Genomic DNA, 21,490 nt, shown 5'->3' with positions numbered 1-21,490 from the left:
TCGCGGGCAAGCCCGCTCCCACACAAGCCCGCTCCCACACAAGCCATTTCCACACCAGCCCCTCTCACAGAGCTCCTTCCCGCGAGCCCCCTCTCACAGAATTCCTCCCTCAGGCGTTTGCTACCGTCGCTGCCCAGGATGTTCAGCGAATGATCTTGTCCACCTGGATCGCCAGCTTCTTCAGGCGATACCAGAAGCTGCGCTCGGAAATCCCGATCATCTGCGCCGCGGCGGCCTGGACCCCATTGGTTTCATGCAGCGCGGCGAGGATGTAGGCCTTCTCCACTTCCGCCAAGGCCGCGTCGAGGTCCTTCGGTACCGCCGCGCCGACGCTCAGGGCCGCCGCCGCGTTGCCCGGTTCCGCTGACTGCGGGGCAAACAGGTAGGCCGGCAGGTCGCTTTCCTCGATCACCGGACTGGCGGCGACAATGGTCGCCCGTTCCACGCAGTTCTGCAGCTCACGGATATTGCCCGGCCAGCTGTAGTTGGCCATGGCCTGCATGGCCTGCGGGCTGAAACCGCTGATGCGCTTGCCGGCGCTGGCCCCCAGCGAATGGGCGAAATGCCGGGCTAGCGGGGCGATGTCTTCGACCCGCTCGCGCAGGGCGGGCAGGGGAATCGGGAAGACGTTGAGGCGGTAATACAAGTCTTCGCGAAACTCCTTGTTCGCCACCGCTTCGAGCAGGTTCTTGTTGGTCGCGGCAATCACCCGCACATCGACCTTGCGTTCGCGCGGATCACCCACCGGCTCGATCACCCGCTCCTGCAGGGCGCGCAGGATCTTCGCCTGCAACGCCAGCGGCATGTCGCCGACTTCATCGAGGAACAGCGTGCCCTTGTCCGCCTGCATGAAACGCCCGACGCGGTCGGAGACGGCACCGGTAAAGGCGCCCTTGCGGTGACCGAACATTTCGCTTTCCAGCAGGCCTTCGGGAATGGCCGCGCAGTTCACCGCGACAAACGGCTTGTCGGCGCGGTTGCCGTGCTTGTGGATCGCCCTGGCGACCATTTCCTTGCCGGTGCCGCTTTCGCCGGTCAGCAGGATGGTGGCACTGCTGTCACGGACCGAGTCCACTGCTTGCAGGACCCGGCGGAAGGCCGGGCTGTCGCCCACCAGGCTGTCGATCTGCTGGTGTTCGTCGAGCTCGGCGCGCATCCGCGCGTTGTCGCGCAGGATGTCGCGAAACTGCAGGGCCTTGCTGACGGTGATGTCCAGCTCGTCGATATCGAAGGGCTTGGCGATGTAGTCGAAGGCGCCATTGCGCATCGACTGCACGGCGTTTTTCACGGTGCTGTAGGCCGTCATCACGATGACCGGCAACTGCGGAAAACGCAGTTTTATCTCGGCCAGCAGTTGCGGGCCGTCCATGCCGGGCATGCGCCAGTCGCTGATGACCAGGTCGATGTCTTCCTGATCCAGCACCACCAGGGCCTGGATACCGTTGCCGGCGGTGAATACCTGGATCTCGTTCTGGCTCAGGGCCGAACTGAGCAGGTCGCAGAGCTTGGGTTCGTCATCGACCACCAGCACCTTATGCGTCATCGTCGTGTTCCTCGTCATCCTCGACATCCAGGTCTTCGCCATGGGCCGGAATGTACAGCTTGAAGCTCGCGCCTGCATCTTTCTCGCTGATGCACTCGACCCGTCCGTCATGGTTTTCCATGATCGAGAAGACCTTCGCCAGGCCCAGGCCGGTGCCCGAGGCCTTGGTGGTGACAAACGGCGTGAAGATCCGTTCGATCATGTCCGGTTCGATACCCTGGCCGGTGTCGGAGACGCTGATGATGGTGTTTTCCTGGTCCTTGGCAATGCCCAGGGTCAGGCGGCCGCCCTTGGGCATGGCGTCGATGGCGTTGAGGATCAGGTTCAGGCAGGCCTGCTTGAGTTGCCGGGCGTCGGCGTACAGGGTGGCGCCGGGTGCCTGGTCGTCGATCCGTGCATCGATGTTGTGGGTGGCCAGCTCCGGCGCACAGAAACCGAGGATCTCCTCGGCCAGTTCCCGTGCCGGTTGGATCGAGCGGATCGGCGCGCTCGGCTTGGCAAAGTCGAGGAACTCGGTGATCAGGTCGTTGATCCGCGACACTTCGCTGATCACGTATTCCAGGTGGCGCTTGTCGGTATCCGGCAGGTTGGCCCTGCGGTGCAGCAATTGGGTGGCGGTCTTGATGATGCCCAGCGGGTTGCGGATTTCATGGGCCAGGCCCATGGCGACCTCGCCCAGCGCGTGCAGGCGATCGCGGCGGCGCAGCTGGGCTTCGAGATGGTGCAGCTCGCCCAGGCGTTCGGTCATGTGGTTGAAGGTATGGCTCAGCTCGGCCAGTTCGTCGCTGCCGGTGACCGGAATGCGCTTGCTGTAGTTGCCGGAGATCACCGCCCGCACGCCTTCGGAGAGGCCGCGCAACGGTTGGGTCAGGCGCTGCGAGACCAGCCAGCCGACGCTCAGGGACAGCGCCGAGCCCATCAGGAAGATCAGGATGAACAGGTTGCTCTGGTTGACCAGGCCGACCAGGCTGCTGTGGCGCAGCAGGCCGCTGAAGATCACGCCCTGCAGGTCACCGGTATCGTTGAAGATCGGCCAGTACAGGCCGCTGTAGCGGTTGGTGAACAGTTCGCTGGGCAGGCGGGTGTCACGCAAGGTCTTTTCGATTTTCGCCGGGATCTGCAACGGGTGGTCTTCGAAGCGCTGGGTCGAGAAAATCTCGGAAAAACCCTTGGAGTTCGCCAGGTACAGGCGCAGGTCGAGGGAGTGCACGTCCGCCACGCTGTTGAGGAAGCTGCTGTCCAGGTAGGTGGCGATCAACAGTTGGTAGTCGACGCCTTCCTGCGAGGTCTGGAAGGTCGAGACCACCACGCCGGTCGGTACCCCGGCGACCTTGATGGTCTGCAGGACCGCATTGGGCGCGAGGCTGATCTGGCTGACGATATCGTCGGGCTCGGTGGTGAACACCACCTTGTGGTCCTGGGTGCGGATCAGTGCCACCAGGTCGATGCCCATGGCATCGGCGATGTCGGCGGTAAGCTTGTCGTGCTTGGCCGCCTGGCGTGAGGTCGGCGGCCGGGTGTAGAGCAGGAACAGTTGCGCGACCCGGGCGTTGTCACGCTGGATCTCGCTGATCTCGTCCTTGACGATCTTGGTCGACTCCTGCAGCCAGATGCGCACGTTGCTGTCGAAGATCTGCGACAGGGTGGTCGCCGCCAGTTCGGCGGCGATCATGGTCGGCACCACGCTGACCAGCCAGAACGCCAGCAGCAGTTTGCGTTGCACACTCCAGCGCGAGATCGAGAAGGGGCGACGTTTACGGCGGCGTTCTGGAGTAGAAGTCATCAGGTTTCGCTTATCGCAGCAGCCATGGCAGGGTCGAATCGGTCCGGGCGGATAAACAGTTTGACCAGTCGTAGGACATTGTTGATCAGCCAGTTGCGATGGTGAAAGAACAGGTTGTTGCCCTGGAAGGTACAGCCCAGGCGAATCTTGCTGGCATAACCGGCCTGGCCGCATTCGTAGAGGGGGATGCCCTCACGGATACAGTACTCGACATTGGCCAGCCAACTGCGGAAATACAGGTTGTGCTCGCGGCTCTGATTCAAGTCATGGCCGAAGAATTTGTCGATCAGCCGTTCGCCGTCCAGCAGGATCAGGTTGAATGCCACCAGTTGCTCGTCGATCCAGTAAAGGACACAGGCCGCACGTTCGTCCAGGTGTTCCAGCACGCTGGTGAAGTAATCCGCCGGCAGGCGTTCGAACTGGGTCTCGCTGCGCTCCAGGGTCGCCTCGTACAGCCGCATGATCTGCGGCAGGACGTCATCGATATTACGTCGCCATTCGATCCGCGGTCCCGGCGCCCGCAGCTTGCGCCGCAGGTCCTTGCGGGTGGACTTGCCCAGGGTGCCCAGGTACGCGTCGACCGAACCGAACGGGATCGGCAGCAGCGCGCTGGGCAGGCTGAGGACCTTCTGGAAACCGGTGGCCTTGCAGCTGGCATTCCAGTCGTCGTCGGCGCTGGGCGCGTCCTTGACCGCGGTCAGGCGGATTTTCAGCGCCGTGGCGTCCTCGCGGGCCAGCACCAGCAGGCGCTCCAGCAACGCCTGGCGCTGTTGCGTGGGGACATGGCTGGCGGTGCCGGCACTGCAGCGTTCCGCCACCGGCGAACCGATGGCGTAAAGGGGAAATTCGAGCAAGCCCGGCAGGATCCGATTGATCCAGCCGGTAATGCGTTTACTGGTGCCTTGCACCGTGGTGTCGAGCTTGTAGCGGGTGATGAAGGCGGGGGCGACCGCCAGCAGCCGACCCTCCTCGAACAGCGCCAGGTAGCGCCATTCGAAGTCGTCGATGCGGGCTTTTTCCACCGCCAGGTAGTACTCCCAATTCTCCAGCGCACCCGGGAAACAGTCGTTCCAGGCTGCGCGTTCAATCGCCTCGATGCTAGAGAAGGCTTGGGCGGTAATCACGGGTCTTTCCTTAGGCCAGTTGCCGGTAGTCTTCGCGCACGCTCGGGACGTCACTCAGACGTTCGATGAAGTCGGCACTCAACTCGATCACTTCGCGGTACTGCAGGTCGACAGTGATCATGTGGTAGCAATTGTCGAGCATGACCTTGGTGACAGGGCCACCCAGGTGACGTTCGACGTAGTTGGCGTTCCACGGGCTGGTGATATCGTCCTCGACGGAGTGGATCACCAGCGCCGGGGTCTTGATCGACGGCATGCGCCGCATGACCACGGCGTTCATCCGGTGCAGTTCGCGCACCGTGATGCCTTCCATGGTCAACAGCCCGGCATCGCTGCTCTGGCCGGCTTTCATCTGGCGTTCGACAATCGCCCGCAGGCGTTCGTTCTTGATGCCATACGGCGGCTTCTCCTCGAAACGACAGATATGCACGCCGAACGGAATCTTCATCAGCAAGGGCGTCAGGAACGCCAGCTTGTGGATGCTCCAGCCGTCATAGCGCAGGGTGGTCGAATACATCAACAGGCCGGCCACTTGCCCGGGGAACTCGGAGGCCACGTACATGGACATCACCGCACCCATGGACAAGCCGCCGACGAACACCTGGGCATGACGCTGCTGCACACCGACGAACGTCTTGCGCACACCTTCGTACCAGTCCCGCCAGCCGGTGGCCTGCAGGTCCGCGTTGCCGCCGCAATGGCCGGGCAGGGTGGGCACGTAGACCGTGCAACCACCGCGCTTGACCAGGCCCTGGGCGACCCGGCGCAGTTCCGCCGGGGTGCCGGTCAGGCCGTGGATCAGCAAGACTCCGACCGGACCGTCGCCGAGGACGAAGCCCGCGTCGCCTTCGCCCAGATCGATCGCTGCCATGTTCACCGCTTCATGGCCCGGTTCAGCAACTGCTCGAGCAGTTTCAGGCCCAGGTCGATTTCCGCGTAGCTGATTTCCAGCGACGGCGCCAGGGTGATCACGTTCTTGTAGTAGCCGCCGACGTCGAGGATCAGGCCGAGTTTCTGACCGTCAACCACCATGTCGCCCTTCATGCCTTCCTCGACCATATAGTCCAGGGTGGCCTTGTCCGGGGTGAAGCCGTCGGTGGTGCAGATTTCGCAGCGCAGGGCCAGGCCCAGGCCATCGACGTCGCCGATGATCGGGAAACGTTTCTGCAACTCTTGCAGGCCGTCGAGGAAGTACTTGCCCTTGGCCATGACCATCGCGCCGTAGTCGACTTCGCTGGTCATCTTGAACATTTCCAGGCCTACCGCGGTACCCAGCGGGTTCGAGGCGAAGGTGGAGTGGGTCGAACCTGGCGGGAAGACCTTCGGATTGATCAGCTCTTCACGGGCCCAGATGCCGCCCAGCGGGTTCAGGCCGTTGGTCAGCGCCTTGCCGAAGACGATCACATCCGGCTTGACGTCGAAGTGCTCGATCGACCACAGCTTGCCGGTACGCCAGAAGCCCATCTGGATTTCGTCGACGACCATCAGGATGCCGTGCTGGTCGAGGACCTTCTTCAGCTCGCTGTAGAAGTTCATCGGCGGGATCACGTAGCCGCCGGTGCCCTGGATCGGCTCGACGTAGAACGCCGCGTATTCGCTGGAGCCGACTTTCGGGTCCCAGACGCCGTTGTATTCAGTCTCGAACAGGCGGGCGAACTGCTGCACGCAGTGGCTGCCGTATTCTTCCTTGGTCATGCCTTTCGGGCCGCGGAAGTGGTACGGGAACGGGATGAACTGCGCACGCTCGCCGAAGTGGCCGTAGCGGCGACGGTAGCGGTAGCTCGAGGTGATCGAGGACGCGCCCAGGGTACGGCCGTGGTAACCGCCTTCGAAGGCGAACATCAGGCTCTTGCCGTTGGTGGCGTTACGCACGACTTTCAGCGAGTCTTCGATGGACTGCGAACCGCCGACGTTGAAGTGCACGCGACCGTCGAGGCCGAACTTGTTCTTGGCGTCGACCGCGATCATTTCCGACAGTTCGATCTTGCCTTTGTGCAGGTACTGGCTGGCGATCTGCGGCAGGGTGTCGATCTGTTGCTTGAGGGCGTTGTTCAGGCGTGGGTTGGCGTAGCCGAAGTTGACCGCCGAGTACCACATTTGCAGGTCGAGGTAGGCCTGGTCTTCGGTGTCCCAGACGTAGGAACCTTCGCAGCGGCTGAAAATGCGCGGTGGCTCGATGTAGTGGACGGTATCGCCGTAGGAGCAATATTTGGCTTCTTTTTCCAGAAGCACCTGGTCTTCGGCGGTAGCGATACGAATCTCAGACATGGTGGAAGAGTTCCTGAGTTTGTGAAGAGTTTTCAGCGCTGTCGAGCGCGAAAGTGGTGGCATTGGCGGCTTCGCTGCTCGGCAGCAGGGCCAGCAGTGCCGGGAGTTCGGCGAACGATTCGAAACGCACATGGGGGATGCCGTTGCGTTCGCAGTGTTCGGCCAGGCGGTCCTTGGCGAACACGAAGTCGGCGGTCGAGGCCACGCACATGTCCGATTGACCGTCACCGATCACCAGCACGCGCTTGCCCTTGGGCGTGGACTTGCATTTGCAGTTGCCGGAAGCGGCCCGGCAGGCGTCGCTGGAATAAGGGAAGTCGATGCGCCAGCTGTTCTGGTCGACCTGACGCAGGCGGTTGGCGAGGATCGGTAGCAAGGTCACGTAGTTGCGTGACAGAATCCGCGCGATGCCTTGTTCGATACCGTCGCTGACCACTTCGATGGTCGCGCCCAGGCTCATCACATGGTCGACGAAATCGGGGAAGTCCGGATCGATGTCGATGGTGTCGAAGTAGGCCAGCAACTCGGCGGGCGTTGCCTTGACCAGCGCCAGTTGGCGGCTGAGGCATTCACGCGAACCGATGTGACCGTCCAGCCATTCCTGTTCGATCGTTTCCCAGCTCGGGTCGGCGAATTGTTCCAGGATGTTGTCGATCGCGTCGGTGCGGGAGATGGTCCCGTCGAAGTCACACACGATATGCCAGTGCATCATCTGCAGTTACCTGTTGAATAAGAGCGCACTTTGCGCATGCCAGGTGCCAGAGCACGGAGCGTGCCAACCGACCGCAACGCCAGTATTCGCGGGCTCTCCCCGGTGTTTGTATTGGAATGAGTACAAAGAGCTACAAATTTTGTAGCTTGCTACAAAGAACATCAGTGCTTGCCTACACGGCGTGCGCTGGTGATTGATGCGCGCATGTTCAGAACAAGGAAACGATTCATGGCCAGGTTTACCTCCACATTGCTGCTTGCCGGCTTGGTGTCCCTGAGCGGCTTGAGCACCGGCGTGCTGGCCGAGGAAGGGCTGACCGGGCAGATCGGTGCCGGTATCGGCTATCAGCCCCACGACCCCACGGGCAGCAGCTATGACACGGTGCCCTTGCCTTACCTGGACCTGGATTGGGGTGACGTCAGCCTCAGCGGCGACGACGGCCTGACCTGGGATGCCTTCAAGGACAGTGGTTTCACCGCCGGGCCGTTCATCAACTACCTGCCGGGTCGCAATTCCGATGGCGACCTGCGCGGCTTGCGCAATGTGCCGAACATGGGCCAGGTCGGCGGTTATGTGCAGTACGCGCCGGCCGATTTCTGGCGGGTATTCGTCCAGCTGGGCAGCGCGGTCGGCGGCGGCAACGGCCAGGGCGGCCTGCTCGGCAAGATCGGCGGCGAGCTGGGTTATCCGCTGGGCATGGGCATCATCGGCAGCAGCAACCTGAGCGCGCACTTCGCCGATGCCCGGCAGACCCGGACCTTTTTCGGCGTGACCGCTGAAGAGGCCCAGGCCTCGGGGATCGAGCAGTACAAGCCGGGTGGCGGCCTGCAGAACTATACCCTGACCCAGAATTTCGCGATTCCGCTGGGCGGCGCCTGGTCACTGATGACCAGTGCGAGCTGGATCCACCTGGTGGGTAACGCCGCCGACAGCAGCATTGTCAAAGAACGTGGCGACAACAATCAGGGCCAGGTACAGACCGCCATCAGCTACAAGTTCTAAAGCTGCCTGCACGACGATCATGCGCAACTGAAAACAGGTTAGCCTGATCGTCGCCTGGCGAGTTTTTGCAAAGAACGCAAAGCTGGTCTGGTGTTTGCAGCGACGCCCCGGAAATCATTTTCCGGGAAGTTTTTCAGATGGCTCGTCCTGCTTATCGCCTGTTGGCCTATTCGCTCTGGGACCTGGTGCCCATTGCCATGGCGCTGGCGCATTTCTCCTTTGTGTTGTGGCTGGTGTTGGGCTTTCATGACCAGTCCTGGTGGATCATCATCCCCGCGGCGCTGCTCTATGCGGTCAGCCTGTCGTGGAGCATCAACAGCATCTCCCACAACCAGATCCATAATCCCTACTTCACCCCGTACTGGCTGAACCGCGGGTTCGACCTGTTGCTGTCGTTGACCATCGGGTTTTCGCAGACGATGTACCGCGATATCCACAACCGCCACCATCGCGGCAACTCCGATTTGCCACGGGAGGACGGGACCACCATCGACCCGTTGTCGATCTACCTGCACGGCAAGGATGGCCAGCCGGACAATGTCTGGGCCTACACCTTCCTGAGTTTCTTCCGCGATGACCCCAAGGCCTATTACGAGGAAATGAAGCGCAAGCATCCGGCGGATGCCCGTTGGGTCAAGGTCGAGATCTATGCGACGGTGGCGTTCTACCTGGCGCTGGCGGCCTGTGACTGGCGCGCGGTGCTGGTGTTGCTGCCGTTCTGGTACCTGGGGCAGTCGCTGTCATCGCTCAATGGCTACTACGAGCACCTGGGCGGCAACCCGGACCTGCCGATCGCCTGGGGCGTCAGTTCCTACAGCCGGCTCTACAACCTGATCTGGATGAACAACGGTTATCACGCCGAGCATCACTACCGGCCGAAAATGCACTGGACCAAGGTCAAGGCATTCCATGCGCAGATCAGGGACCAGCAGCGGGAGGCGGGGGTGAAAGTGATTCCGGTATCCCATGGCCTGGGCTTTCTGGTGAAACACTTGTAGGAGCCGGCTTGCCGGCGATGAGGCCCTTCTGATCGTTCCCACGCTCCGCGTGGTAACGCCGCGATGGACGCTCTGCGTCCGCTTCTGTGACGCAGAGCGTCACGGGCTGCATTCCCACGCTGGAGCGTGGGAACAATCAGGACTGCAAACCTCTGGCGGGTGTTTTTTGCTGGCCGTTCTCAGTTCTTCTCGCCTTCTGCCAGCAGCGCGATCCCGCCGACAATCACCAGCACGCCGACCCAGTGCAGCACACTGATCTGCTCGCCCAGGCCCAGCCAGGAGCCGAGCAATACCGCGACGAACACCAGCGAACTCAGTGGGAACGCCAGGGACAGGCTGCTGCGGCGCAGGATCAGCATCCACACGAAGAACGCGCCGATATAGCAACTGATCGCCACCCAGACACCGGGGTTGACCGCGACCGAGGCCAGCCATTGCAGGTTGAAATTCATCTGCCCCAACTGATCGCCGCCGACTTTGGTGGCGATCTGTCCGGCACTTTCGAATGTGATCAGCAGGGCCCACAGCACGATCGTGCCGAAGCGCCCGTGGAGCCAGTCCACGTGCTTGGAAGTGCTCATAAATCCGTTCCTTCAAACATGAATTAAGCCTCAGCTACCGGCAATGGCGACCAGCATGACGCCCAGGGTGATCACCAGCGTGCCCATCCAGCGGCGCCGGCTGACGGTTTCCCCCAGCACCAGCTTGCCCGCCAGGACCACCCCGCAATAGGCCAGCGCGGCGGAAGGGAACAGCAGGCTCAGCGGCGCCCGCGACAGGGCTTCGAGCCAGACCAGGAATTCGACGGCGTAGGCGCCGATACCGCACCACAGCAGCGGCGCATTGAACACCTGGCCCCAGAAGGCATTCAGGCGAAAGCCGCCTTCGAGCTCCGGCAGGCGGTCCAGGCCGATTTTGAAACAGAGTTGGCCGACCACGTCGAGGACAATGGAAAAGGCTACCAGCAGAACAACGGTCAGGGTCACGGAAACAGCTCCTCGAACAGCGTGATCAGCGCCTGGTTGGTGGTCGCGTTGCGTTGCAGGTCGGCAGCGCTCCAGCGTTCGGCGGGCGGTTGATCGGATTTGGCTTCCCAGCGCTTGAAGGCATTGCTGAAGGCCGGTTTGGCGAATTCGCCGCAGATATCGATGCCGAGGATGCGCTTGTGCGCCGCCAGGGCCCGGATGGCGTCGAGCAGGTGGGTCAGGCGCATGCCGCCCTGGTCCCAGTTGGTGGCGGCATCTTCGCTGGCCAGCACGTCCTTGTCGATGGTGATCCAGATGGCTTCGGTGGGCAGGCCCCGGATCAGTTGTTCGAGGAAGTCCGGCCAGTGTTCGTCGGCCAGGTTGCGCCAGTGCAGGTGGTTTTCCTGCTGCTGGTGGCCGGCGCCGTCGCCGATCCGTCCCCAGACCTTGGACGGCGCGTGCTGCCAGGGAAACAGTTGCAGGGCGCCACGGCGCAGGGCGCCGAGGTTGCCGCCGCGCAGTTGCGGGGTGTCGAGGTCTTCGCTGCACGGGCCGAGGGTGACGATGCGCATGATGTTCGGCAGCTTCAGCGCGCGGTTGACCCACGAACCGCAATGCCGGCGTGGCGCCAGGTGTACCCAGTCGGGGTGGTTGTCGAAGTGGATCAGGCTGACCGGTTCCGTCAGGTTGCCGAGGAAGGCCGGGGTCAGGTGGTGGTAGTCGCCGGAACCGACAAAGTAGATCTGCGGTTTGCCGGTGGCGGGCGCCGGAAGCTGGCGCAGGCGTTCGGCAAAGCGGCGGTATTGGCGTTCGGTGGTCCAGAGTCGCAGTTTGGGCCCCAGGTCCAGCAGGTCCAGGCGTTTCGCGCGACCGCTGTCGAGCAGGTGCTGGATCGGCGCCTGGGCCGTCAGGCTGTGGTCGAGATCTAAAATGTTCACAACGTCGATTTATCCGTGGCAGCGCCCGCACATCAAAGTACCTGGCCAGGCTGAAAGGCAGGCAGTGCGGGCTTTGCCGGGTAAATGCAAAGGACGGGCCAGCCGTGTAGTGGGCGTTTGCATGCGCCGATACACCTGTAGGAGCCGGCTTGCCGGCGATAGCATCCTTGAGATCAACGCCGGACCCAAGGTCCTCATCGCCGGTAAGCCGGCTCCTATAGGGGAATGTATGCCGGCGAAGGTGCTTGACCGCGCAAGCGCAGGTCCGTATCAGTGGCTCAGGCCGTATTTCTTGACCTTGTCGAACAGGGTGGTCTTGGCCATGCCCAGTTCCTGGCTGGCCTGGGTCAGGTTGCCGCCGCTGCGCTGCAGGGCATCGTTGAGCAGGTTGCGTTCGAAGGCTTCGACCGCTTCGGCGAAGCCCAGGCCGCCGGTGCTTTGCGCGCCGGTTTTCTTGAAGGCCGGCAGGCCGAGGGCGAAGCGTTCGGCGACATTGCGCAGTTCGCGTACGTTGCCCGGCCAGTCATGGCTCATCAGGTTCGACAGGGTCTGGTTGTCCAGCTCCGGCGCCGTACGGTCAAAGCGCAACGAGGATTGCTGCAGGAAATGCTCGAACAGTTGCAGGATATCCTCGCGCCGTTCGCGCAGTGGCGGCAGTTCCAGGGTCACCACGTTCAGGCGGTAATAGAGGTCGCTGCGAAATTCGCCGGCCTTGCCCAGTTCGTCCAGGTCGGACTTGGTGGCGGCGATCACCCGACAGTCCACTGCCACGCTCTGGTTCGAGCCCAGGCGTTCCAGGGTGCGTTCCTGCAGGACCCGCAGCAGCTTGATCTGCAGCGGAATCGGCATGCTTTCCACTTCGTCGAGGAACAGCGTGCCGCCATGGGCGTGTTCGATCTTGCCGATCCGCCGTTTGCCGGCACCGGTGAAGGCATTGGCCTCGTGGCCGAAGATCTCGCTTTCGAAGAGGTTTTCCGGCAAACCGCCGCAGTTGAGGGCAACGAACTGTTGCGACTGGCGGCGACTGAAGTCGTGCAGGCAGCGGGCGACCAATTCCTTGCCGGTTCCGGTTTCTCCCTCGATCAGCACGTTGGCCGAGGTATCGGCGACGTTGGCGATCAGTTCCCGCAGATTCTGCATGGCCGGGGAACGACCGATGATCCGCCCTTCCAGGGAATCGCGTTCGGCCAGTTGCCGGCGCAACGACCAGACTTCCCGCGCCAGGCCGCGTTGCTCCAGGGCGCGGCGGGCGACTTCGACCAGGCGCTCGGGAGAAAAGGGTTTCTCCATGAAGTCGTAGGCGCCGCTGCGCATCGCGCCGACGGCCATGGAAATATCGCCATGGCCGGTGATCAGCACCACCGGCAGGCTGCGGTCGCGGGCCTTGAGGCGGGTCAGCAGTTCCAGGCCATCGATACCCGGCAGGCGGATATCGCTGATGACGATGCCGGCAAAGTTGTCGCCGATCCGCGCCAGGGCTTCTTCGGCACTGCCGACGCCTTCGCTGGGAATATCCTCCAGGGACAGTGCCTGCTGGCAGCCGAGCAGCACATGGGGATCGTCTTCGACGATCAGGACGGTCAGGTCGTTGTTCATATCGGCTCGGCCTTGGCAGGGTTGACTCGCGGTAAATGGAGGACGAAAGCGGTGCCGCCGGTGGCCGGGTGTTCCACGCCCAGGTGGCCGCCGGCTGCCGCGGCGAGGCTCGCGGAAAGGGTCAGGCCCAGCCCCAGGCCCTGTTCCCCGGGCTTGGTGGTGAAGAAGGGTTCGAACAGGTGCTTGCGCGCTTCGAGCTCGATGCCATGGCCGTTGTCGCGCACCAGCAGGCGATACTTGCCTTCGACGAAGTCGCCTTCAAGCCACAGCTCCGGCAGCGGCTGGGCCTGCATGGCATCGAGGGCATTGCCGATCAGGTTGACCAGGATCTGTTCCAGGCGCGTCTGGTCGATCGCCAGCTGGACATCGTCATAGTCGCGATGGCTTTCCAGGTGCAGGGCTTCGATACGGCTGTTGAGAACCTGCAGCGCCGCCTCGATGGCCTTGCCCAGGCTCGCCTCGCCCTTGTCGTCGCCGCGGCGCGCAAAGGAGCGCAGGCTGGCGGTGATGCGACCCATGCGATCGATCAGTTCGTTGATGGTCCGCAGGTTGGTGCTGGCGGTGTCCAATTCACCGCGCTCGAGGAAACGCACGGTATTGCCGGAGAGCGTACGCAAGGCTGCCAGCGGCTGGTTCAGTTCATGGGCGATGCTGGTGGACATCTGGCCGATGGCCGCCAGCTTGCCGGCCTGGACCAGTTCGTCCTGGGCCCGGCGCAGGGTTTCCTCGGCCTGGCGCCGTTCGCGGATCTGGTCCTTGAGACGGTCGTTGCTGGCGCGCAGGTCGACGGTGCGTTCGGTGATCCGCCGTTCCAGCTGGTTGTTGGCTTCCTGCAAGGCTTCGCGGGCGGCCAGGCGGGTGGCGATGACCTTGCGCCGTTCGTTCCAGGCGATCAGCAGGAACGCCACCAGGGCAAAGGCCACGGCCACCAGGATGCCCTGGTTGGCGGCTTCCCGGCGCAGGTCCTGCAACGGCGTGAGCAGGGTGAAATGCCAGGGTGTGTCGACGAGGCCGCGGGTCTGGGCCAGGTAGCTGACATTGTCGCCATCCTTGACCAGTTCGCTGTTGGCGGGGAAGGTCAGGGTTTCCACCCCTTCGGCGAGGCGCTCGCGGGCCAGGGGCTGCAGTTCGTTCAGCGGCCACCAGTAGTATTGCAGGCTGCGGGCCAGGCGTTCCTTGATCTCCGGGGTCAGCGGCCGGACCGACTTGAGGCGCCGGGTCGGGTCGCTGGAGAGAATGATGATGCCGTTCTCGTCGCTGACGAAGGCTTCCAGGCGTGCCCGCTGCCAGCGTTCTTCGAGGGCTTCGAGGCGGACCTTGATCACCGCCACGCCGATGATCTTGCCTTGTTCCTCAAGCCCGTGGGCCAGGTAGTAGCCCGGTTCGCCGAGGGTGCTGCCGATGCCGTAGAAACGTCCGGGCTGGCCGCGCACGGCGTCCTGGAAGTAGGCGCGGAACGACAGGTCTTCGCCCAGGTAGCTGTCGGCGTCGCGCCAGTTGCTGGTGGCGAGGACCCGACCAGAGGTGTCCAGGACATAGATGGCCCGGCTGCGACTGCGGCGATTGAGGCCTTCTAGGTACTCGTTGACGGTCTGGCGGTGTTCGGCGTCGGGATCCTTGAGCAGGGCCGAGACGCTGGATTCGAGCTCCAGCAGGCTGGGCAGGTAGGTGTATTTGCTGATCTCGCTCTCGACGGTCCGGGCATGCAGCTCCAGCGCCCGTTCACCGCTCTCGCTGAGGGTGCGGATGCCATAGTGTTCGCTGATGCGATAGCCGGCGTAACCCAGGCCGATCATCAGCAGGATGACCAGGGGCGGCAGGAACAGGTGGCGGATCAGGCGGGGTTTCACGGCGAGTGATGGCGGCGTCGCGCGATAGGAATTGGGGTCGCATTTCATCACAGATGCCTTGGGTCAACCAGATCGTGTTGCCGTGGGGACGCATGATCGGTGTGTACGCGGAACCTGTAGGAGCGGGCTTGCCCGCGAAAGCGATACGGCTCGCGACATCGGCTGTCGCCTGGAATAACGCCTTCGCGGGCAAGCCCGCTCCTACCTATACGTGCTCGCGCGCCTTTGCAGGTGCGCAAGCCTGGTCGTTTCAGTGCTGCAGGATTTTCTCGAGGAAGTGCTGCGCACGATCGGAGCGGGCGCTGATGTCGCCGAAGAACTCGTCCTTGTTGCAGTCTTCGATGATCTTGCCCTGGTCCATGAAGATCACGCGGCTGGCAACCTTGCGGGCGAAGCCCATTTCATGGGTCACGCACATCATGGTCATGCCTTCATGGGCCAGTTGGACCATCACGTCGAGCACTTCGTTGACCATTTCCGGGTCGAGCGCCGAGGTCGGTTCGTCGAACAGCATGACGATCGGATCCATCGCCAGTGCCCGGGCAATCGCCACGCGCTGCTGCTGGCCACCGGAGAGTTGGCCGGGGTGCTTGTGGGCATGGGCCGAGAGGCCGACGCGCTCAAGCAGTTGCAGGCCTTTCCTGGTTGCCTCTTCCTTGCTGCGGCCCAGGACCTTGATCTGCGCGATGGTCAGGTTCTCGGTGATGGTCAGGTGCGGGAACAGCTCGAAGTGCTGGAACACCATGCCTACCCGCGAACGCAATTGCGGCAGGTTGGTCTTCGGGTCGGCGATGGAGGTGCCGTCGACCACGATGTCGCCTTTCTGGAAGGGTTCCAGGGCGTTCACGCACTTGATCAGGGTCGACTTGCCGGAGCCCGACGGGCCGCAGACCACGACCACTTCACCCTTTTTGACTTCGGTGCTGCAATCGGTCAGCACCTGGAAGTCGCCATACCACTTGTTGATGTTCTTGATAGAGATCATACGGCAAACCTTTTTTGCAGACGCTTGACCAGCAGCGAGGCGGCAAAGCTGATTGTGAAGTAGACCAGACCGGCGAAGATCAGGAACTCATTGGAACGGCCGACGATGTCGCCGCTCGAACGCGAGGCGTTGAGGAAGTCCACCAGGCCCACGGTGTAGACCAGCGAGGTGTCCTGGAACAGGATGATGCTCTGCTGCAACAGCAGCGGGGTCATCTTGCGGAACGCCTGGGGCAGGATGATCAGGCGCATGGTCTGGCCATAGCCCATGCCCAGCGCCTGGGCGGCGCCCATCTGGCCCTTGGGGATCGACTGTACGCCGGCCCGGACGATTTCGCAGAAGTACGCCGCTTCGAACATCATGAAGGCCACGATGCAGGAAGTGAACGCACCGATCGGTGTGTCTTCGCCGGTGATCCAGCGCAGGACGAAGGGTACCGCCAGGTAGAACCAGGTGATCACCAGCAGCAGCGGGATCGAACGGAAATAGTTGACGTAGGCCCCGGCGATCCGCGACAGCAGTTTGTTGTGGGACAGGCGCATCAACGCCAGGAGGGTGCCGATGATGATCCCGCCGACGACGCCGAGGATCATCAGTTGCAGGGTCATCAGCATGCCGTTCCACAGGCCGGGAATGGCCGGGACGATGTCACTGAAGTCGAATTCCATTATTTACCCCCCACGGAGATCAGGCCGGGCACCGAGACTTTCTTCTCGACCACGCGCATGAGCAGCATCAGGCTCATGTTCAGGGTGAAGTAGATCAGCGTCGCCAGGGTGAAGGCTTCGAACAGGTTGGCGGAGAATTCGGCGGTCTGCTTGGTCTGCGCCAGCAGTTCCATCAGGCCGATCAGCGAGGCCACGGACGAGTTCTTGAAGATGTTGAGGAATTCCGAGGTGAGCGGTGGAATGATGATGCGATAGGCCTGGGGCAGCAGCACGTTCCAGTAGATCTGTGGCAGCTTGAAGCCCATGGCACGGGCGGCCGCTTCCTGGCCGCGTGGCAGCGCCTGGATCCCGGTACGTACCTGTTCGCAAACCCGCGCGGCGGTGAACAGGCCGAGACAGATGACGACACTGAGGTAGGCCGAGGTGGTCGGGTTCAGGTCCTGCTTGTACCAGTCCTGCAGGTTCTGCGGCAGCAGGTCGGGCACCAGGAAGTACCAGATGAACAGCTGGACCAGCAGCGGCACGTTACGGAACAGCTCCACGTAGCAGGTCGCGATGCCCGATACGATGCGGTTTGGCACAGTGCGCATGACGCCCAGAATGGAGCCAAGCAACAAGGCGATAATCCATGCCACGACAGCGATGGCGATGGTCCAGCCCAGGCCGGCGATGTACCAGTCGAGATAGGTCTCGCTGCCCACGCCGGTGGACTTGAAGAACACGCCCCAGTCCCAGTTGTAATTCATTAGGGTCTCCCCTCGGATTCGATCGATGTACAAGCACGTGCTTCCCGGGACTCCGCCCCGCCTGACTGCGTTTGTCAGGCACACGCGCACCGCTCGCGGTCCGAGTGTTGTTCCATGCAATCAATAAGAAGCCAGTACAGCAGGTGGTCAACAAACCTCCAGGACTGCCTCGGCAGTCCTGGAGACAAGGTTAGTCGCGACTCAGATTTTTACTTCAGGCGCCGGCTTGTCGCTCGGATTGGAGATCAGTTCCTTGACCTTGTCGCTCATCGGGAAGTTCAGGTTCAGGCCTTTCGGTGGAATCGGGCTTTCGAACCATTTGCTGTAGATCTTGTTGATCTCGCCGGATTTGTAGAGCGCAACGATGGCGTCATCCACGGCTTTTTTGAAGGCCGGGTCGTCTTTGCGAACCATGCAGGCATAGGCTTCGAAGGACTGTGGAGTACCGGTGATCACCCAATCATCCGGTTTCTTGGCCTTGGCTTCTTCACCGGCCAGCAGGGCGTCGTCCATCATGAACGCCACGGCACGGCCGCTTTCCAGCATCTGGAAGGATTCGCCGTGGTCCTTGGCGGAGATGACGTTCATGCCCATCTGCTTGTCGGCGTTCATCGCCTTGATGATGCGCTCGGACGTGGTCCCGGCGGTGGTCACGACGTTCTTGCCCTTAAGGTCGGCAAAGTCTTTATAGGATGGGTTGCCATCCTTGTCTTTCTTGACCAGCAGGCGGGTGCCGATTTCGAACATGTTGATGGTGAAGTCAACTTGCTGGGCGCGTTCGGCGTTGTTGGTGGTGGAACCGCACTCGATGTCGACGGTGCCGTTCTGGACCAGCGGAATACGGGTCTGCGAGGTGACCAGGTTGTACTTGGCCTGCAGGTTGGGTTTGTTCAGGTCTTTTTTCAGCGCTTCAACGATGGCCAGTTGAATATCGTGGGAGTAGCCCACTGGCTTGCCGGAAGCATCCGCGATGTAGGAAAACGGAATGGAGCTGTCGCGATGCCCGAGGGTGATGGTGCCGGACTCATTGATCTTCTTCAGGGTGCCGGTCAGTTCGGCGGCGAAAACTGGAGTGCTGATCAGAGCGGCAGCGATTGCTGCGCCCAGGATATGGGGAACGATGCGCATCAGATAATTTCCTCGAGATTGTTTTTTTTATGGAGCCGTTCAACCGACTCGCGGATACCTCGAACGGTTCGGCCGGCTCAAGGGCGGGCAGAACATTCGCTCAGAAGTGTAGAGCATGAGTCATGCCAGGCCAGGAGTAAGAGCCTTAGCTATTGATTTAAAAGGAATTTAAGTTCTTTTTTGGGCGGCGGGGCGAGGCTGGCTGTCCGGTAAGCCGAATACTGGCCAGTGATGGCGTTCGGAAAGCCGAATGGGGGATGGGCTATAGGCTTGGCTTATGTTCAGCGCTTGTGATGATTGCAGGAGCGGGCCGTGGTAGCGGCGATATTTTGCGGTGAAACGCAAACGTGCAGGAGCCGGCTTGCCGGCGATGGCGTCCGGATAGACGCTGCAAGGCTTGAGGGCCTCATCGCCGGCAAGCCGGCTCCTGCAAAGGCGGTCCTATTGACCTGAAATCAGGCCGCTTCGATCTTGCTGCGGTTCTGTTCGACCTTTTCGAGGTAGTCCTGCAGTTTTTGCTGTTCTGCCGGGCTTGTGAACAGGCCCAGCTTGCTGCGGCGCCAGAGAATGTCCTGGGCGCTGGTGGCCCATTCCTCGCTGCACAGGTAATCCACTTCGCGGGTGTACAGGCCGCCACCGAGGTGCTCGCCGAGGTCGCCCAGGTTCTGCACGCCGTCCAGCAGGCGCCAGGTGCGGTTGCCGTAGCTGGTGGCCCAGCGGCGGGCGATTTCGCTCGGTACCCAGTCGAAGCGGCTGCGGATCGCCTGGGCCAGGGCCTGCGGCGTGGTCATCTGCTCGCCGCCGGGCAGCGTTGCGGTGGCGGTCCAGCTCGGGCGCATCTGGGTGAAGAATGGCAGCAGTTGGGCCATCGCCGACTCGGCCAGCTTGCGGTAGGTGGTCAGCTTGCCGCCGAATACCGACAGCAACGGCGCTTCCCCGGTATTGGCCGACAGGGCCAGAGTATAGTCGCGGGTCACCGCCGAAGGGTTGTCGGATTCGTCGTTGCACAGCGGCCGGACGCCGGAGTAACTGTGCAGGATATCGCCGAGGCCCAGTTGCTTCTTGAAGTGGGCGTTGACCACCTTGAGCAGGTAGTCGGTTTCCACTTCGGTAATCGCGACCTTGGCCGGGTCGCCCTGGTATTCACGGTCGGTGGTGCCGATCAGGGTGAAGCGTTCCAGGTACGGAATGGTGAACACGATGCGCTGGTCTTCGTTCTGCAGGATGTGCGCATGTTCGCCTTCGTACAGGCGCGGCACGATCAGATGGCTGCCCTGGATCAGACGGATGCCGTAGGGCGAGTCCAGCTTCAGGTCATCCTTGATGAATTTGGCGACCCACGGTCCTGCCGCGTTCACCAGTGCCTTGGCCTGGATCGAGAAGCGCGCGCCATCGGCGCGTTCCATCTCCAGATGCCACTGGCCCTTGCTGCGGCGAGCACTGACGCAACGGGTGCGGGTATGGATATGGGCACCTTTCTCGCGGGCGGCCATGGCGTTGAGTACGACCAGGCGGGCATCGTCGACCCAGCAGTCGGAATATTCGAAGCCTTTGCTGATCTCGGCCTTGAGCGGGCTGTCGGCACCGAACTTCAGGCTGCGGGAACCGGCGAGTTTTTCGCGCTTGCCCAGGTGGTCATAAAGGAACAGGCCGGCACGGATCATCCACGCCGGGCGCAGGTGCGGGCGGTGCGGCAGGACAAAACGCATCGGCTTGACGATGTGCGGTGCCTTGGCGAGCAGCACTTCGCGCTCGGCCAGCGCTTCACGCACCAGGCGGAACTCATAGTGCTCCAGGTAGCGCAGGCCGCCGTGGATCAGCTTGCTGCTGGCCGACGAAGTGTGGCTGGCGAGGTCGTCCTTTTCGCAAAGGAACACCGAAAGACCGCGACCGGCTGCGTCCGCGGCAATCCCGACACCATTGATACCACCGCCAATCACGGCGATGTCATAGATCTCGGCAAGGGGTGGTGCAGGCAAGGTGCTGGGGTTCATCGGTGAGCCTCGCGTTGGTCATTCTATATTTGAATTCGAACATTTATGTTCATTTTCGAAAATAGTAGCGGATAAACGCGCACACGACCACCCGGACTTGATTGAAAAAATTGATCAAGACGGGCCGAAAGGAAAATTATCGAACATTGTAGGGCGATCGACGATGCGCCCGGACGGGATATGGCGGCATGATCGTTCCTGCGCTCCGCGTGGGCATGCAGCCCGTGACGCTCCGCGTCACTTGCAGGACGGACGCGGAGCGTCCAGTAAGGCGTTCCCACGCGGAGCGTAGGAACGATCGTCAACGATCAGCGATTGAAACTCAGACCACTTCCAGGCGGATCTTGTGCTGGTTGAGCAGTTGCGCCAGGGCCGGGACCGGGGCCTGGTCGGTCACCAGGCAGTCGATCAGGGTGATCGGCCCCAGGCGCACCATGGCATTGCGGCCGAATTTGCTGGAATCGGCCGCCAGGATGACCTGGCGGGCATTGGCGATGATCGCCTGGGAAACCCGCACTTCCTGATAATCGAAATCCAGCAGGCTGCCGTCTTCGTCGATGCCGCTGATGCCGACGAGGGCGAAGTCGACCTTGAACTGGTTGATGAAGTCGACGCTGGCCTGGCCCACCACGCCGCCGTCGCGACGGACGTTGCCACCGGCCAGTTGCACTTCGAAGTCGTCCTTGGCACTGAGGATCGACGCCACATGCAGGTTGTTGGTGATGATCTTCAACTGGTTGTGGTTGAGCAGGGCGCGGGCAATGGATTCGGTGGTGGTGCCGATATTGATGAACAGCGAGGCGTGATCGGGGATCTGCGCGGCGATGGCTTCGGCGATACGCTGTTTTTCATCGCGCATCTGGTCGGCGCGCATGGCGTAGGCGGTGTTCTCCACGCTGGAGTCGTAGGCGGCACCACCGTGGTAACGGCGCAGCAGGTTGGAGTCCGCCAACTGGTTGATATCGCGGCGGATGGTTTGCGGGGTCACGACAAATAACTGGGCCATTTCCTCGATGCTGACATAGCCGCGTTCGCGGACCAGTTCGAGGATTTGCTGCTGGCGGGGAGGCAGATTCATGGGGCGTCCTTTTGGGCTGCCGTACAAATTCTTCCATCATGCCGCAGGAAGGACCGGTCTGCCACTTGCAGGGCCAATGAATCGTGGATGGACGGTGGTTGCGTCGTAAATC

General features: G+C 62.1%; 19 protein-coding genes. 2 read left to right on the top strand and 17 right to left on the bottom strand.

The window, feature by feature from the left end; genetic code table 11:
- Positions 1–142: 142 nt before the first annotated feature.
- From HX851_RS39730 to HX851_RS39705, 6 genes are read right to left on the bottom strand one after another with little or no spacing between them, the layout of a single operon-like run.
- Positions 143–1,543 (bottom strand): sigma-54-dependent transcriptional regulator, encoded by a 1,401-nt coding sequence (locus HX851_RS39730; protein ID WP_177065250.1) that lies wholly within the window; start codon positions 1,541–1,543, stop codon positions 143–145.
- Entirely contained in the window at positions 1,533–3,326 is a 1,794-nt protein-coding gene (locus tag HX851_RS39725) for a sensor histidine kinase (protein ID WP_177057788.1), read from the bottom strand. The genes HX851_RS39730 and HX851_RS39725 overlap by 11 nt, the downstream gene beginning before the upstream one ends.
- Positions 3,326–4,450, bottom strand: a complete 1,125-nt coding sequence (locus HX851_RS39720) for a GNAT family N-acetyltransferase (RefSeq protein WP_177065251.1) — start codon at positions 4,448–4,450, stop codon at positions 3,326–3,328. Before HX851_RS39720 ends, HX851_RS39725 begins: the two co-directional genes overlap by 1 nt.
- A 10-nt stretch (positions 4,451–4,460) precedes the next feature.
- A complete protein-coding gene (locus HX851_RS39715) occupies positions 4,461–5,327 on the bottom strand; it encodes an alpha/beta hydrolase (RefSeq protein WP_177057786.1) in 867 nt (288 codons plus the stop codon).
- A complete protein-coding gene (locus HX851_RS39710; RefSeq protein WP_177057785.1) occupies positions 5,324–6,718 on the bottom strand; it encodes an aspartate aminotransferase family protein in 1,395 nt (464 codons plus the stop codon). Before HX851_RS39710 ends, HX851_RS39715 begins: the two co-directional genes overlap by 4 nt.
- Positions 6,711–7,430: an MtnX-like HAD-IB family phosphatase gene (locus HX851_RS39705; RefSeq protein ID WP_177057784.1), complete on the bottom strand. Its 720-nt coding sequence runs from the start codon at positions 7,428–7,430 to the stop codon at positions 6,711–6,713. The genes HX851_RS39710 and HX851_RS39705 overlap by 8 nt, the downstream gene beginning before the upstream one ends.
- 228 nt (positions 7,431–7,658) lie before the next feature.
- On the opposite strand from HX851_RS39705, the gene HX851_RS39700 reads away from it, so the two are divergent.
- Both HX851_RS39700 and HX851_RS39695 read left to right on the top strand, forming a co-directional pair.
- On the top strand, positions 7,659–8,432 hold the full coding sequence (locus HX851_RS39700; RefSeq protein ID WP_177057783.1) for a MipA/OmpV family protein: 774 nt from the start codon (positions 7,659–7,661) through the stop codon (positions 8,430–8,432).
- Positions 8,433–8,569: 137 nt separating this feature from the next.
- Entirely contained in the window at positions 8,570–9,430 is an 861-nt protein-coding gene (locus HX851_RS39695; protein WP_177065252.1) for a fatty acid desaturase, read from the top strand.
- Positions 9,431–9,609: 179 nt separating this feature from the next.
- Here the strand turns inward: HX851_RS39695 and HX851_RS39690 are convergent, their stop codons facing one another.
- The 11 genes from HX851_RS39690 to HX851_RS39640 all read right to left on the bottom strand — a co-directional run bounded on the left by HX851_RS39690 (position 9,610) and on the right by HX851_RS39640 (position 21,378).
- Positions 9,610–10,011: a DMT family transporter gene (locus tag HX851_RS39690; protein WP_177057781.1), complete on the bottom strand. Its 402-nt coding sequence runs from the start codon at positions 10,009–10,011 to the stop codon at positions 9,610–9,612.
- Between the two features lie 30 nt (positions 10,012–10,041).
- Positions 10,042–10,416: a DMT family transporter gene (locus tag HX851_RS39685; RefSeq protein WP_017126336.1), complete on the bottom strand. Its 375-nt coding sequence runs from the start codon at positions 10,414–10,416 to the stop codon at positions 10,042–10,044.
- A complete protein-coding gene (locus HX851_RS39680; protein ID WP_177057780.1) occupies positions 10,413–11,333 on the bottom strand; it encodes an arginase family protein in 921 nt (306 codons plus the stop codon). Before HX851_RS39680 ends, HX851_RS39685 begins: the two co-directional genes overlap by 4 nt.
- A 270-nt stretch (positions 11,334–11,603) precedes the next feature.
- On the bottom strand, positions 11,604–12,881 hold the full coding sequence (gene aauR, locus HX851_RS39675; RefSeq protein ID WP_370590471.1) for a two-component response regulator AauR: 1,278 nt from the start codon (positions 12,879–12,881) through the stop codon (positions 11,604–11,606).
- A 44-nt stretch (positions 12,882–12,925) separates the two neighbouring features.
- Positions 12,926–14,827: a two-component sensor histidine kinase AauS gene (gene aauS, locus HX851_RS39670; protein WP_177065253.1), complete on the bottom strand. Its 1,902-nt coding sequence runs from the start codon at positions 14,825–14,827 to the stop codon at positions 12,926–12,928.
- Between the two features lie 202 nt (positions 14,828–15,029).
- Complete coding sequence (locus HX851_RS39665; RefSeq protein ID WP_177057777.1) at positions 15,030–15,764, bottom strand: amino acid ABC transporter ATP-binding protein; 735 nt, start codon at positions 15,762–15,764, stop codon at positions 15,030–15,032.
- On the bottom strand, positions 15,761–16,432 hold the full coding sequence (locus tag HX851_RS39660; protein WP_177057776.1) for an amino acid ABC transporter permease: 672 nt from the start codon (positions 16,430–16,432) through the stop codon (positions 15,761–15,763). Before HX851_RS39660 ends, HX851_RS39665 begins: the two co-directional genes overlap by 4 nt.
- Entirely contained in the window at positions 16,432–17,178 is a 747-nt protein-coding gene (locus HX851_RS39655) for an amino acid ABC transporter permease (protein ID WP_177057775.1), read from the bottom strand. The genes HX851_RS39660 and HX851_RS39655 overlap by 1 nt, the downstream gene beginning before the upstream one ends.
- 201 nt (positions 17,179–17,379) lie before the next feature.
- The gene (locus HX851_RS39650; protein ID WP_177057774.1) at positions 17,380–18,306 is read right to left on the bottom strand and encodes a glutamate/aspartate ABC transporter substrate-binding protein; all 927 of its coding nucleotides are present in this window, start codon (positions 18,304–18,306) and stop codon (positions 17,380–17,382) included.
- A gap of 455 nt (positions 18,307–18,761) precedes the next feature.
- The gene (glpD, locus tag HX851_RS39645; RefSeq protein ID WP_177057773.1) at positions 18,762–20,300 is read right to left on the bottom strand and encodes a glycerol-3-phosphate dehydrogenase; all 1,539 of its coding nucleotides are present in this window, start codon (positions 20,298–20,300) and stop codon (positions 18,762–18,764) included.
- 322 nt (positions 20,301–20,622) lie between these two features.
- Complete coding sequence (locus tag HX851_RS39640; RefSeq protein WP_177057772.1) at positions 20,623–21,378, bottom strand: DeoR/GlpR family transcriptional regulator; 756 nt, start codon at positions 21,376–21,378, stop codon at positions 20,623–20,625.
- Positions 21,379–21,490 lie beyond the last annotated feature (112 nt).

It is taken from the genome of Pseudomonas gingeri (assembly GCF_013385635.1).
Taxonomy (GTDB): domain Bacteria; phylum Pseudomonadota; class Gammaproteobacteria; order Pseudomonadales; family Pseudomonadaceae; genus Aquipseudomonas; species Aquipseudomonas gingeri_A.
This window is presented reverse-complemented; position numbering and strand designations above follow the sequence as displayed.